We start from the raw sequence: 14,342 nt of genomic DNA on the forward strand, positions 1-14,342 counted from the left end.
ATATTGCTAGTCCAAGACTTAATCATTTAAGCATAACATCTTGAGGGAAAAATTAATATTATACATATATAATTTAAAAATTTTTAATATTTCAGAGTCAGCTATTTTTATGGGCTAAAATTGCTTAGATCGGGCAAGATTATGCTGAATGGCTGACCAGTATTATAATATTATCAGTACACTTTGTCTTGTTTTATGGACAATTTAAACGGTTTTTAATCTTACTATTTAAATTAAATAAGATAAGGCTAGTTTCTGGATTAATTTAAAATTTCTTGTTTTAATTTAGCTGTGCGGATAAATTACTATTCTGGTGCAGTGATGCCTTGTTTTTAGTAAGGATAAAATATGCAAATATTATCGCATCGTGGCTATTGGCTAAAACCTGAGCAAAAAAACACTCAAGTTGCATTTGAGCACTCATTCGCGTTGGGATTCGGCACAGAGACCGATGTAAGAGATTATCAAGGTAAGTTAGTTATATCACACGATATAGCGACTAAAAATAGCATATCGCTTGAAGAATTTTTAACGCTGTACAAAAAATATTCAGCAGATTTGCCATTAGCGTTGAATATTAAAGCAGATGGTTTACAAGAAAATATTAAGTCAGAATTAAAATATTTTGATATCGAAAACTATTTCGTATTTGATATGTCTGTACCCGATGGGTTGATGTATTTAAAAGCTGGTTTGAAAACATTCACCCGGCAAAGCGAGTATGAAAAACAGCCTTCATTTTATGAAGAGGCTAGTGGGGTATGGCTGGATGAATTTCATAGTCACTGGATTGATCTTAATGTAATTAAACAACACCTGCAACATGGAAAGCGAGTTTGTATCGTTTCACCCGATTTGCACAAACGTGATCATTTATTTGAATGGCAGCATTATAAAGATATCATTACCTATCTAGACTATGATGTGTCTAACCTTATGATTTGCACGGATTATCCAGAAGAGGCTCGCAGATTTTTCTATGACAACTAAAATAAAAGCCGTCATTTTTGATATGGATGGCGTTTTGATAGAAGCAAAAGACTGGCATTATGAGGCATTAAATCGTGCTCTTGAGTTAGTTGGGATGCAAATTAGTCGCTACGACCATTTAATAACTTACGATGGTCTTCCAACGAAAAAAAAGCTTGAGATGCTGAGTGTAGAACGTGGCTTGCCAGAGAAATTACACGGCTTCATCAATGAAATGAAACAAATTTATACAATGGAAATTGTTTATGCTCAATGCAAGCCAAGATTTTATCATGAATTTGCGTTGGCAAAGTTGAAACAAGAACATTATCAAACTGCTGTTTGTTCGAATTCTATCAGAAATACCATTGAAGTTATGATGCAGCAAGCAGCATTAGAACCCTATTTGGATTTTTATATTTCAAATCAGGATGTTACTGTGGGTAAACCTGATCCTGAAATGTATAACAAAGCTATCGAACGCATGCAATTATTGCCCACAGAATGCATGATTGTTGAAGACAATGAAAATGGCATCAAAGCTGCCCGAGCTAGTGGCGCTCATGTCATGGTTGTGCAAGAAGTTTCTGACGTTAATTATGAAAATATTAAACAGCATATTGCTAAATTTGAGAATTAATAAAAGGAGTCGATATGCTCAATATTGTCATACCCATCTCTGGTAGCAGTAAATTCTTTCCAGCCGAAGATTACATATTTCCCCAGCCATTAATTGAAATTAATGGCAGAATGATGATTGAACATGTGATTGATAATTTAAAATCCATATCCATGCCCCATCGTTTTATATTTATATTGAAAAATAAAGATATACAACAATTTCATTTAGATGATATTTTAAATCTTCTCACGGCGAATCAAGCGGTCATTATTGGTTTAGAGCAACAAACCAAAGGAGCAGCTTGTAGCGTATTAATGGCGATTGATTATATTGATAGTGAAGAAGCTTTGCTCATTGTTAATTCTGATCAAGTGATTCAAACAGATTTTGACAAGTGCTTTCATGCCTTTAATGAATATGATGGTGGCACATTATATTTTAATTCGGCTCATCCGCGCTGGTCGTATGTTCGTTTAAATCAAGAACATCTTATTATTGAAACTGCAGAAAAGCGACCGATAAGTAATCATGCGATCGCAGGACTATATTACTTTACTCGGGGTCAAGATTTTATTGAAAGTGCGAAACGTATGATCAAAAAAGATACTCAAATTAACGGCAACTTTTATATTGCTCCGACATTCAATGAAATGGTATTGATGAATAAGCAGTTAAAAGCTATAGCACTGGAGAAGCAAAATTATCACAGTTTTTACTCTCCACAAAAAATACATGAATATGAAAGAGAGCTTCTAAGCCAAAATTAGGAAGAATGCATGCAAAAGTACCAACTTAAAGATATGGTTAAAGGCTGGTTTGTGGGTAATTTTGAACCAAGCGTTCTAAAAACGCAAGATGTAGAAGTGGCTGTAAAGCATTATCAAAAAGGCGATAGTGAAGATACGCATCATCATAAGATTGCCACTGAAATAACGGTCATTGTATCTGGTCGTGTTAAGATGAATGAAGTAATTTATGAGGCAGGGGATATTATCATCATTTCGCCCAATGAGGCGACTAATTTTGAAGCGTTAGAAGACAGCATTAATGTGGTCGTAAAATATCCTGGGGCTAATGCTGATAAGTATTTGGGAGAGGCTCAATGAGCATCAATATTGTTATTCCAATGGCAGGATTGGGTAGCCGATTTGCTAAAGCAGGTTATGCAAAGCCCAAGCCATTTATCGATGTAGCTGGCAAACCTATGATAGTTAGAGTACTAGAAAATCTAAGCTATCCTAATGCCCAGTATATTCTGATAGCCCGTGAAGAGCATTTGCACGCTGAAGCTGAACTCGTACAGCAAATTACTGATCATTATCAGGCTAAATTTATTGGTATTGATGATTTAACAGAAGGCACAGCTTGTACAGTATTATTTGCGCGTCCATTTATAAATAATGATCAACCTATATTGATTGCAAACTCTGATCAAATTGTAGATATTAAAATTACCGATTTTATCGATGATGCTAAGCATCGTGCTTTAGATGGTTCTATCTTAACATTTGTTGATAAAGAGCGCGATCCAAAATGGTCTTTTGCTCGTATAGATAGCAATGGTTTGGTGCAAGAGGTCCGTGAAAAGCAGGCAATTTCAGAACATGCCACTGTTGGTATTTACTACTTTACACAAGGTAAGACGTTTGTCGACTCAGCAATTGATATGATTGTAAGAAATGATCGTGTAAATAATGAATTTTATACTTGTCCTGTCTATAACTATGCGATTAGTAATGGTAAAAAAATCGGAATTTATGCTATTAATTTTGAGCAGATGCATGGCATAGGTACGCCAAATGATTTGATGGTTTATCTTGACATGATTCAATGAGTGCTTTTATTAATAAAGAAAGTGTTATCCAACTGCTAGCTAGCATCCGAATAGTGGGCATATGATATTGGTTAAATTAGTCAGCTAGATATAGTTAATCAATCGAATTTGATAGAAAAATTTTATAGACATAAAAGTATACTAAATCAGTTGAACCTTGCCTAAATTAGTGCCGATAACCTAAAGGTACACTTGGCTTAGAAAATAGTACTGCAAATACTGATTGGGTCAGGCTATGACTTTATGATTATTGATATTGGTTTTGTAGATTCATGAATGATTAGATGAAAAAGTTATGCTTAAAATTCAACACGCCGTCATCCCTGTCGCAGGCTTTGGCACGCGCATGCTGCCGCTGTCAAAGGCTGTACCGAAAGAGTTATTGCCACTGGGCAACAAGCCTGCCATTCAATACGTTGTTGAAGAGGCGATTGCAGCTGGGTTAAACCATATTGTGCTAGTTAATCACGCCCAAAAAATGGCAATAGAAAATTACTTTGATAGCAATAACGAATTAGAAACTCAATTGCGTAACAAAGGCAAAGATAAATTAGCCGATAGTCTCAATTGGCTGCCTGATGGCGTGACGGTGAGCAGCGTGCGTCAAGGCAAACCATTAGGCTTAGGACATGCGGTGCTACAAGCCCGTCATATTGTTGGCGATAACCCGTTTGCCGTATTGCTACCCGATGTGATCATCAACCCATTTGCCAGCGATTATGCCACACAAAACCTTGCTTATATGCTTAAGCGTTTTGCCGATAACGGACAGTCGCAAATCTTGGTCGATCCTGTCGCTGAGGCGGATATTCATAAATATGGCATCGCAAAATTAGAACACAATCAAACGGTTGCCAAATCTGGTAGCAATCAATCGTTTAGCGTCACAGGTTTTGTTGAAAAGCCCAAGCCAGACAATGCACCGTCGAATTTGGCGGTGGTGGGTCGCTATGTGTTTACCCCGCAGATTTTTGATTACTTGGCAAACACGCAGCCAAGTGTGGGTGGTGAAATTCAGCTAACCGATGCCATCGATGCGTTGATTGGTACACAAGGCGTTGAGGTTGCCAGTATGGTGGGCAATAGCTTTGACGCAGGCGATATGACCAGCTACATGCAAGCGTTTTGTTATTTTGCTGATAAGCTTTTGGCAGAATAACGGTCATGGTGTCTACAGCCCAAGATATCACTGTTACCAATGGTGATTGGCAGCAGCTTTGTCATTTGGCCAAAAATGTGCCAACGCTTAATGATTTATTTGCTAAGCGGCCTAGTCGCGGCTTAGAATTTCATACAGCAGCCTGCGGAATTTATGCTGACTTTAGTAAACAAAAAATTGATGACACTATTTTTGAAGCTCTGCTGAACTTAGCGCACACGTGTAACTTACCAAATCAAATCCGACAGCTACTTGCAGGCGCGCCTGTCAATGATACCGAAAACCGCGCCGCTTTGCATACCGCACTGCGCTTGCCCAAAGACAGCGTGCTATGGCTCAATGGCGTAAATGTGGTTGAGCAGGTGCACACAAGCCTTGAGCAACTTGAACATCTTGTCGAGCGGATTCGCTCAGGTGTATGGCGAGGCTATTCGGGCAAGGCAATGACCGATGTGGTGAATATCGGCGTTGGTGGCTCGGACTTGGGGCCATTGATGGCGACGACGGCACTGGCCGAATGGGCTGATACCGATATCCGTGTGCATTTTGTCTCAAATATGGATGGTACGCAGCTTGATGGTTTGCTGAAGGTACTTAACCCCAAGACGACGTTATTTATTATTTCTTCTAAATCGTTTGGCACAGTAGATACGTTATCAAATGCTAAAACCGCACTGGCGTGGCTATTGGCAAGTCATGCCAATCAAGATACCGTACTGCGGCGGCATTTTATCGGTATTTCAACTCGCCGCGACAAAATGACCGCATGGGGTATTCATCCTGATAACCAGCTGATGCTGTGGGATTGGGTCGGCGGTCGCTTTAGTATGTGGTCAGCGATTGGGCTTGCGATTGCAGTTAAGATTGGTATGGCGAATTTTCGGCAGCTGTTGGCTGGCGCGCATGCCATGGATGAGCATTTTGCTCGTGCAGATTTTCGCCATAATTTGCCTGTGATTTTGGGCTTATTGGGTGTGTGGAACAGCACATTTTTGGGTATTCATGCCCATGCAGTGCTGCCATACGATGGGCGGTTGGCATTTTTCCCCAATTATTTGACCCAGCTTGAAATGGAGAGCAATGGCAAATCGGTTAATTGGGATGGGCAAGCGGTTGATTATAATACCTGCCCGATTTTATGGGGCGATATCGGCTCAAATGCCCAACATGCGTTTTATCAGCTTTTGCACCAAGGCACACAAAAGGTTAGCTGTGATTTTATCGCGCCAATTCGCCGCTATACGGATGCCCAACAACCCAATACCAATTTGATCGAGCAACATCGGTTGTCCTTAGCCAATTGTTTGGCACAAAGTCAGGTACTCGCGTTTGGCAATCAAGCGTTGCGTCAGTCTAGCACGGCCGATGCACAGCACAATTTTAAGCAATATCGCGGTGACCAGCCCTCAACCACGCTGTTGCTAGATTCGTTATCACCCAAAACTTTGGGCGCGTTGATAGCACTGTATGAGCATAAAGTGTTTGTCATGTCGGTGATTTGGCAAATCAATCCGTTTGACCAATGGGGGGTTGAGGTTGGTAAGGTAATGGCAAATAGCGTGTTTGCCGCGCTCAATGACCCGCAAACATCCGCCAACTTTGATAGCTCAACCAATGCTTTATTAGACGTCATTCAACAGCAACAATAACTGAGCCGCTATGTTGTCAAATCAAGCCACCACGAATTTACCGCTATATGTTATCGGGCATAGTCAAGAGGCGCTCAACGCTGCGATTGTGCTGGCAAGTTTGGATCACACGGTGCAAGTGGTTGCGGACGCGGCAGCGGTTGCTGATACGCTGAGCAACTATCGCTTTGAGCCACAGCTAACGGCGCTGTGGACGTTGTATAGCCAATCTGGCCAACAACAAAAAATTACTTTGATGGCAGATGCCACAGACTTATCCAGTCATGCGGTGGTATGGCTGTTTTGGGACAGTCTAAGCGGTGATAGACGCGACGGGTTGATGCAGCAATTACAAAGCCCTCATCAGCAAATTATCATCAGTGGAATTAGCCAAGTTGGACACGTGGCACAATTTGCCGATAGCTTGGCAAGCCATTGGGTGTATTACTTACCGCTGATTTTTATGAAGGATGGGGCGAATTTTAGCTCCATGCTAAAGCCTGATATGTTGATTGTCGGTGAGAAAACCGCAGGCAGCCATCAGCAGTGCCGCGTATTGCAGTTTTTTATTTATCATGCGCAGCAATATGCCACCGCCGATATTCAAACGGTTGAATTTGCCCGTGGTGCTATCATGACGATGCTAGCGACACGCGTGAGCCTTATGAATGAGCTATCACGGTTGGCAGATAGCCTTGGCGTGAATATCCACACGGTGCAAGCGATGATGGGGCTAGATAGCCGCATTGGGCAGCATTTTTTGGCGGCAGGTTGGGGCTTTGGTGGGCGCGCGTTGCCCACTGAGCTGGCTTTACTCAAGCAGCAATTTGATGCGCATCAAGTCACCAGTCAGTTGGTCAAAGCGGTGATTGATATCAATGAAGACCAAAAAGAGCTGATTTTTCGTAAGTTTTGGCGGCACTTTGAGGGCTTTATTGAACATAAGACAGTGGTGATTTGGGGGGCAGGCTATCGCAGTGGCACGGGGCGCACAACCAATTCTGCCATTCATCCGCTATTAAAATTGCTGTGGTCGTACGATATCAAAACCTATGTGTACGCCAGCAACACCGCATTTGAGCTGGCACAGCTGTATGGTGAGCAGCCGCTGTTTGTCTGCGTCAATAATCCTTATAACAGGTTAGCCGAGGCTGACGCGCTGTTTATCGTCAATTGGTCGGCACTGCAAACACCTGATATTGAGCGCCTTAACGCGACCCCGATTCCGATTTTTGATGCCAAAAATATCATCAATAATGCCGATAAAGCGCGTTTAATAGCCGATTATTATGGTATTGGGCGGTAGTTGTAAAAAATATGCAAAAAATTTTGGTCACAGGTGGGGCAGGCTATATTGGTAGCCACACGTTAATTGAATTGTTGGAGGCAGGCTTTGTGCCTGTGGTGTATGATAATTTTAGCAACAGTCAGCCACAGGTCATTGACCGCGTTGAGCGGCTCACGGGGTGTGCCATTACCTGCATCAAAGCCGATATTTTGGACAAAAACGCATTGGCGCAGGTGTTTAGCCAGCACGATTTTGACGCGGTGATTCACTTTGCTGGGCTAAAAGCGGTGGGTGAGTCGGTGGCAAAGCCCTTGTGGTACTATCAAAATAACGTCACGGGCACGCTCAATTTGCTTGAAGCGATGGCAGCGCATCATGTCAAACGGTTGATTTTTTCCTCATCAGCAACGGTGTATGGCGACCCGCAAACCTTACCGATTGATGAACACGCGCCACGCTCAGCGACCAATCCCTACGGACAAACCAAGCTAACCATTGAGCATATTTTGGCGGATTTAGCCAAGGCTGACCCTGAATGGGGCATCGTCGCGCTGCGCTATTTTAATCCGATTGGGGCGCATGTCTCGGGGCAGATTGGCGAAAATCCGAACGGCATCCCCAATAATCTCATGCCGTATATTAGCCAAGTGGCGGTGGGGCGTTTGCCGCAGCTGCAAGTATTTGGTGATGATTATGCTACGGTGGATGGTACAGGCGTGCGCGATTATATTCATGTGGTCGATTTGGCCAAAGGGCATGTTGCTGCGCTGGGCTATGTCAAAGACGCACATGGTTTTGTCCCGATCAATCTGGGCACAGGGCAAGGCACGTCTGTTAAGCAGTTGATTGACGCGTTTGAAAGCGCGACAGGGCAGGCAGTGCCATACGTCATTGCGCCGCGACGCGCAGGCGATGTGGCTAGCTGCTATGCCAGTGCCGATAATGCCAAACGCCTATTGGGTTGGCAGGCAACGCTTGATATTACGGATATGTGCCGCGATAGCTGGCGTTGGCAATCGAACAATCCACAGGGGTATTAGGATTAATGTTTTGAAGTTATCTTACTATCGCGGCTATTGTGAACTCAAACTAGACTCTAAACTGGTTCGCTAGTTTTATGTTGGACATTAGAGCATCTAGGTTGTTTTTAGTTTCTTGAATCAGCTCAACATAGTTTGGCTGTTGAAGTGGCTCAAGTTTATCCTTTTGCATTAAATTAATCAGATCTATTTCTGGGTTAGAAAAATAGTGTTGGCTTAAGCCTATTTTATTGAATAAAAAACCAATTTTTTCTTGTGAAAGACCAAAAGTAATGCAGCCTGCCGCTAGAGCAAGGATACAACCATGATAGCGCATAGAAATACAGTATTTTGATTTTTTCAAAATATTTAGTAAAGATATCTCATCTTGCGCAATAATAGCGTTTGGAAATTGTTGCGCTGTTTTATCCTCAGCACCCAAACCAGTTTGTAGAAATATCACGTCATATTTTGGATTTTTATTAACTATAAGTTTGCATTTTTCAATAAATTTTTGATCGCTTTCTGTATGGGGATATTTTAATACAATACTAACACGATCTTCTTTTATGGGTTGAGTAAACACAGGCTGTGTCAATAAACTATATAACACTGGATCAGCAACAAATTTTGCTGTTTGATCTAATTTCAATAAGTTCTCTAAACTGGGGGTATCACGACCAGAGTTAAAAACAGCATTTTCTACGAGTAATTTCAACGATTTAGGATGAATTTTGAGATAACCTTGAGCTACTCCTACACCCAATAGTGCGTAGGGAATTTTATATTCTATTAGACATTCTATCCATTCTACAGTCTCCAAAGGATAATGCACTGCACCAAACAGACCGCCACCGCCAATCACCAACAATTCTGCACTGGCTAATAACTCAAAAGACCAAATCGAGCTTGGCGTTAAGCGTGTGCCAACGAAATCATAATCTGTAACGTTAATCCAAGACACTGCCGCTAGCTCATCAGCTTTATAGCCAAATGACATAAATAATCTAGCTAATGCGTTAGCTTGAATCATGTCGCCGAGGTTGCCGTTTCCATAGGCACCAAAAAATATTATTTTAGGTAATTGTTTGAGTGTATCCTTATTCTCTTTGGTTAGGTAGTTTGGGAAGCTGCGCCGTACTTTTGCTTGAGAAAATTCTTGAGAGTTTGTGATAGACTTTAAAATATCGATAACTCTAGGTTTATTCTTTAGTAAATTTTCAGCTACACTTTCAGATTCAACCTCTCTTTGTAAAAGAGTCTGATAAGCCAATTTTATGTCTTCTAGAGTAGCTTCTCTTAGTAGATTGTTATTTAGTGTCACCGCTGACCTCCTTTTTGGAATTAATTTATATTTTCTATTTAATATTGTTAATCAATAGAAAATTCAACACGTTTTACTGTAAAATCTGATGCTTCATCCACATCAATCACTACTTCTAAATCCTTAATATCGTCTTTTACCTCAATTGGTAATATTAAAATAAAATCGCCGTCTTTTTCAATAAAGCTGTCACTGTTTGTATAGCTTGTACTGCTTAAGCTCATACTGGCTTGATTATAACAAATATTAACTGATAGGTGGATGTGAGCACAGTTAGTTAGTGTGATGATGACCTTCCAACTGCCTTTAGCCAATGGAAAATAAGGACCATAAATTAGACATCCTGCTTGTTGAGTCGTTTTAATCCCATCCTTTTCGATCTCCCCCACAATGCTGCCAATTCGAGAATTATTTGCCCAATAAGACAGTCGGTCATCGATTGTTATATATTCTCGATTTTTACCACATATAATTGCTTTATGCTGATCTGCACTTTGTTGCCAAGTTAAATATTGGGTTTGCTGATCATTTGTAGCTTGATGATTTGTTGTGGCAAAATCAATTAATAGATTTAATAAAGACTTTTGGTCTTGATCAAAATAGAGCACAGCATCACTATCGCCTGCTACTTCACGGAATACGGGAATATCACGTGCTATCACAGGAATATGGTAAGCGGCAGCCTCAATAATTGGCAGGCCAAAACCTTCATCGTAGCTAGCAGCAATTAATGCGTTAGAATAGCCATACAGTTTTTCTAAAAATTCGTCACTGATACCTTGAAATACAAACAAATTTTCGTTTAATCTATCATGGTGGTCAATTTGTTCAAGTAGATCATCAACCAGCCATCCTTTTTTGCCAACTATAACAAGGTTATAGTCAAAGGACTTATCCCAAAGTTGCTCAAATACCTGCAGAACTTCAGCATGTCCCTTTCTTGGCTCCAGTGTACCTACCATAATAAATGTAGCGCGCTTTATTAATTCCTGCTCGATTATATGAAAATCATCAGGAAGTCCTTTAGAAGGCTGGGCTTTATCGATATTTGCACCATTATGTACGACTGAAACAAAAAACTCTCTAGGCGCTATATCAAAGCAGTTCTCTGTCAGCCATTTAGTAAGCCAATGTTTGGTATGGTTAGAAACACAAATAGCACCATTTGTTTGTTTAACAGCACCAAGCCAACGTTCAAAGCCATGTGCTGTATTTCTACGATTATCTCTTGTATCCCCCCACCATTCAGGATGAATAAGTGGTAGAATGTCATGCACTAATGTAATAATTTCAATGCCTTGATGACGTAGTTTTGCATAAAAATCTGCTAGATTCTGTTGAATACCAGGCGCGTAGTCTACCAAATAAAGCTTATCACCATAGTTAAACACTACCTCTTTAGATTGTTTTGCCTGGCTTGTTGCGCCAAACAATTGTGCTGTGTAACCCAGTGCATGGTAGTATTTTAAATCTTCCTTAGCATAAACTAAATGGACATCTAAACCATCAAACTGATTAAAAACAAACTCATGAATTAAAGCTTTGACCACACGTTGAATGCCACTTTTAGCATCTCTTTGTGCAAGCTCTGAAATATCTAAGTATATTTTGTTTTTAATTTTCTGGTACCGAATATGACTTTCTAATGCATTAACCAGTTTAACCGCTGATTTATCCATGGAAAAATTTTGTGGCTGCTTAATGGCATGTTGTTGTAATTCGGAATAAAAGAGTTTATCTGTCAGCGCTTCTTGGATTTTATTTGCAATTGATTGTGGCGAGGTCGGATCAAACGTGTGATCAAGATTGCCCATAACCTCTGGAAGGCTTGAATTATTTGAGGCTATAGTTGGACATCCACATAACATTGCCTCTAAAACAGGAAGTCCAAAACCTTCATGTAGCGATGGGAAAACAAATAAGGATGCAAGATTATAAAGTATAACTAAATCTTCATGAGAAACAAAACCTGTTAAGATTAAAGATTGTTCTACATGTAGGTTTTTAGAGAAATCTTCTAAAGTTGCTTTTTGCTGCTCATCCAAATCAAAAACGATTACTAAATTATACTGCTTTTGAATAGTTGAGGGTAATAACGAAAAAGCTTCAATTAAACCTTTAACGTTTTTTCTCTCATCACCTCCTGCCGTATACATGATAAAAGGCTTAGAAATTGAAAATTTATCTTCAATATAATTATGTAAACCTTTACGGTTATGCAAAATATAGTAGTCTTCTTTATTGATGGAACTTGAAATATTAATAATATTTTCTGGATCTAGATTAAGGTTTTCTACGCCCTCTTGCCTTGCAGATTCAGAGATAGCAAATAATATATCACAGTTATTTAATGAATCTACTTTCTCAAAATACCATTGCCTTACATGATCTTGTGTAAGATGCATCTCTGGATTAAGTAGCGGAATAAGATCATGCAAGACACAGCTGACAGATATATCTGTATATTTTAACCAATCAATTCGTGTTACGGCATCATTACCATATCCATGGCTTTCAAACATATTAATAATTAGGAAAAAATCTGGGTTAAAGCCGATTACCGTTCTTTCGTAAATATCCTCAGACAATATTCGATTAGTTACATTATCGCCTGTTAAAGGTCCCTGTGGTCGCCAAGTAATAAAGTTTTGTGGATTTAAAAAAGAACTAAAAGTGTCATAGATTTTATCCAACGTATCGGGAAAGTGTTCATTCAATAGTAGATAAACTTCATAGTTGTCACTTTGTTTGATTAAAGCTTTAACTAACGAAAGGGCGTAGCGACCAACACCGCGATCGCGACTAGCCGCCTGTGCACCTTGCATGTCAATGAGAATTTTGAAAGGCTGATTATTTGATGAGGTACCTGGATTTTGTTCAGTAGACGCATGTACAGATTGTGTATTTGCATTAAACTGCTGACCTAAATTGTCTAGCATATTTAATATCTTTTCTTGTTTGTGGTATATATTATCGATTTTATCTGAGATAGCATGCTCAAAGCCTAGAATATCAGTATTTTTAATAGTTGCTAGTAGGTATTCATCGTTTAGGAACGCATAGTAGTTAATATTAAATTTGCCCTTTAAGATCAAGTCGTAAGCTTCTTGAGAGTTGGCAAGTGAATTTGCTATATCTGCCCGCGTCATGGTTTTATTCTGTAGTGCTTCGAGATAAAATGCCAGGCCTTCTTCATCCGCTGGTCGCTGTAAAAGATGGATATATAAACTTTCTAAAAATGCTTTGTCATTTAATAATTCATGTCTATCTAATAATTTATTTTGCAATTTTTGATAACTAGATAACATATATATAACCTTATCTTTAATCAGTAAGTGGACAATAGGACAGCTAATAGTTTACCTGTAATATTTACAAAATAATTCTCATAGCCTAAGAACTAAGACTTTGCAATTAATCCATTAATTCTCGAATACAACATTGACCTTTGGCAATTTTATATTACGTCAAAAATAACGTGCTAGCGAAAAATATGAGCAAATAACTGTATAAGTGCTTTATATTGTAACAAGTAAAAACAATTTGTAAACACCTAAGCCGCGTCCCTAAATTTGAAAAAATTAAAACTCTTCCTTATTTTAACCTGAATCGTGCCGAGACTGTCTGAGCCCTTAACATTTAAGAAAATATCGACATGCCAGCAAAACAATGCACGACTAAAGTTAAGACACGCGCCGTTGAGTTGCTTATCGAATCGCAAAAAGACTACTCCTCACCCCTAGGCAGCCATACAAGCCATTGTACCCAAATTTGGTAAGCTGGTGGTTGTCGTTACGGCATTTGTAAAATCTGGCACAAGCCCAAACAAGATGGCTTACCAAAGTTTGGTGGCTGACTTCACCTCCATTAAGACGCAAACAGGCTGGGCCTATACCGCCTTTGTCATTGACGTATTTAAGTAAGTGAAACCTGATTGAGCAGGTTCGGCAGCATATTAAACAACATTGGTTATCAAAACGCTGATTTGATAGCTATGAAGCTATTGTCGATGCCGCCTGTCAGGCTTGTTGTTTTTATTATAAAACAGGTGATAATTATCGAGTCGCTTACTGCGTTAGCTGGATGATATGTTGATTGCTGAATTTAATTTTATAGAGACCTTTGCACAAACCAGCGACCATCTCTCGACACCAATTTCAAACTCAACTAAAAACAGGAATTGGTGTTAAAGAAGTGAAGAAAGTCACCGAATTGGCATAAAAGCCTCCTAAATTGCCGTAAATTAACGTCTATTGGCTAGTTTTACCAACCAACAGACACAATAACCCTAAGCGACCCCATATTTTCGCTTCAAGCCTAGGGCAGTTTTTAAATTATGCACTATGCTAGCAAGCAAAGTACTGGTATGAAATTGCATTAACCCAAGGTGACGAGCCTTATTAATGCCATAATGCAGATTAAAATGCCCAAATACCCGCTCAACGGTGTTTCTAGTTTGGCTCTTTTGGGTATTGGTATGTTTCTGCTCTTTAGTAAGT

General features: G+C 39.8%; 12 protein-coding genes. 9 read left to right on the forward strand and 3 right to left on the reverse strand.

The genetic code is table 11. The features are described 5' to 3' along the window. The first annotated feature begins 348 nt into the window (after positions 1–348). From AC5L4R_RS09970 to galE, 9 genes are all read left to right on the forward strand, one after another. Positions 349–990, forward strand: coding sequence for a PI-PLC domain-containing protein (locus AC5L4R_RS09970; protein ID WP_494473626.1), 642 nt, complete (start codon positions 349–351; stop codon positions 988–990). Next, complete coding sequence (locus AC5L4R_RS09975) at positions 980–1,609, forward strand: HAD family hydrolase (protein ID WP_494473625.1); 630 nt, start codon at positions 980–982, stop codon at positions 1,607–1,609. The genes AC5L4R_RS09970 and AC5L4R_RS09975 overlap by 11 nt, the downstream gene beginning before the upstream one ends. Before the next feature lie 14 nt (positions 1,610–1,623). Continuing rightward, positions 1,624–2,358, forward strand: coding sequence for a glycosyltransferase family 2 protein (locus AC5L4R_RS09980; protein WP_494473624.1), 735 nt, complete (start codon positions 1,624–1,626; stop codon positions 2,356–2,358). Positions 2,359–2,367: 9 nt separating this feature from the next. Further along, on the forward strand, positions 2,368–2,697 hold the full coding sequence (locus AC5L4R_RS09985) for a cupin domain-containing protein (RefSeq protein WP_494473623.1): 330 nt from the start codon (positions 2,368–2,370) through the stop codon (positions 2,695–2,697). After that, a complete protein-coding gene (locus tag AC5L4R_RS09990) occupies positions 2,694–3,425 on the forward strand; it encodes a glycosyltransferase family 2 protein (protein ID WP_494473622.1) in 732 nt (243 codons plus the stop codon). Before AC5L4R_RS09985 ends, AC5L4R_RS09990 begins: the two co-directional genes overlap by 4 nt. A 295-nt stretch (positions 3,426–3,720) precedes the next feature. After that, entirely contained in the window at positions 3,721–4,584 is an 864-nt protein-coding gene (locus AC5L4R_RS09995) for a UTP--glucose-1-phosphate uridylyltransferase (RefSeq protein WP_494473621.1), read from the forward strand. 5 nt (positions 4,585–4,589) lie between these two features. Next, a complete protein-coding gene (gene pgi / locus AC5L4R_RS10000; protein WP_494473620.1) occupies positions 4,590–6,233 on the forward strand; it encodes a glucose-6-phosphate isomerase in 1,644 nt (547 codons plus the stop codon). A gap of 10 nt (positions 6,234–6,243) precedes the next feature. After that, a complete protein-coding gene (locus AC5L4R_RS10005) occupies positions 6,244–7,518 on the forward strand; it encodes a UDP-glucose 6-dehydrogenase (RefSeq protein WP_494473619.1) in 1,275 nt (424 codons plus the stop codon). Between the two features lie 11 nt (positions 7,519–7,529). Further along, positions 7,530–8,540 carry a UDP-glucose 4-epimerase GalE gene (gene galE / locus AC5L4R_RS10010; RefSeq protein ID WP_494473618.1) on the forward strand — a complete coding sequence of 337 codons (1,011 nt, stop codon included), beginning with the start codon at positions 7,530–7,532 and terminating at the stop codon, positions 8,538–8,540. Positions 8,541–8,589: 49 nt separating this feature from the next. On the opposite strand, the gene AC5L4R_RS10015 is transcribed toward galE, so the two are convergent. The 3 genes from AC5L4R_RS10015 to AC5L4R_RS10025 all read right to left on the reverse strand — a co-directional run. Next, positions 8,590–9,843 carry a polysaccharide pyruvyl transferase family protein gene (locus AC5L4R_RS10015; RefSeq protein ID WP_494473617.1) on the reverse strand — a complete coding sequence of 418 codons (1,254 nt, stop codon included), beginning with the start codon at positions 9,841–9,843 and terminating at the stop codon, positions 8,590–8,592. A 47-nt stretch (positions 9,844–9,890) separates the two neighbouring features. Further along, positions 9,891–13,151, reverse strand: a complete 3,261-nt coding sequence (locus AC5L4R_RS10020) for a glycosyltransferase (RefSeq protein WP_494473616.1) — start codon at positions 13,149–13,151, stop codon at positions 9,891–9,893. Positions 13,152–14,131: 980 nt separating this feature from the next. Beyond that, positions 14,132–14,342, reverse strand: a 211-nt coding sequence (locus AC5L4R_RS10025; RefSeq protein WP_494473615.1) for a transposase, incomplete at its 5' end; no start/stop codon positions are given.

It is taken from the genome of Faucicola sp. SE7633 (assembly GCF_059264685.1).

Bases quoted from the DNA above. Each gene is read 5' to 3' on its own strand.
- AC5L4R_RS09970 (WP_494473626.1), top strand. From the start codon at position 349: ATGCAAATATTATCGCATCGTGGCTATTGGCTAAAACCTGAGCAAAAA.
- AC5L4R_RS09975 (WP_494473625.1), top strand. From the start codon at position 980: ATGACAACTAAAATAAAAGCCGTCATTTTTGATATGGATGGCGTTTTG.
- AC5L4R_RS09980 (WP_494473624.1), top strand. From the start codon at position 1,624: ATGCTCAATATTGTCATACCCATCTCTGGTAGCAGTAAATTCTTTCCA.
- AC5L4R_RS09985 (WP_494473623.1), top strand. From the start codon at position 2,368: ATGCAAAAGTACCAACTTAAAGATATGGTTAAAGGCTGGTTTGTGGGT.
- AC5L4R_RS09990 (WP_494473622.1), top strand. From the start codon at position 2,694: ATGAGCATCAATATTGTTATTCCAATGGCAGGATTGGGTAGCCGATTT.
- AC5L4R_RS09995 (WP_494473621.1), top strand. From the start codon at position 3,721: ATGCTTAAAATTCAACACGCCGTCATCCCTGTCGCAGGCTTTGGCACG.
- pgi (WP_494473620.1), top strand. From the start codon at position 4,590: ATGGTGTCTACAGCCCAAGATATCACTGTTACCAATGGTGATTGGCAG.
- AC5L4R_RS10005 (WP_494473619.1), top strand. From the start codon at position 6,244: ATGTTGTCAAATCAAGCCACCACGAATTTACCGCTATATGTTATCGGG.
- galE (WP_494473618.1), top strand. From the start codon at position 7,530: ATGCAAAAAATTTTGGTCACAGGTGGGGCAGGCTATATTGGTAGCCAC.
- AC5L4R_RS10020 (WP_494473616.1), bottom strand. From the start codon at position 13,151: ATGTTATCTAGTTATCAAAAATTGCAAAATAAATTATTAGATAGACAT.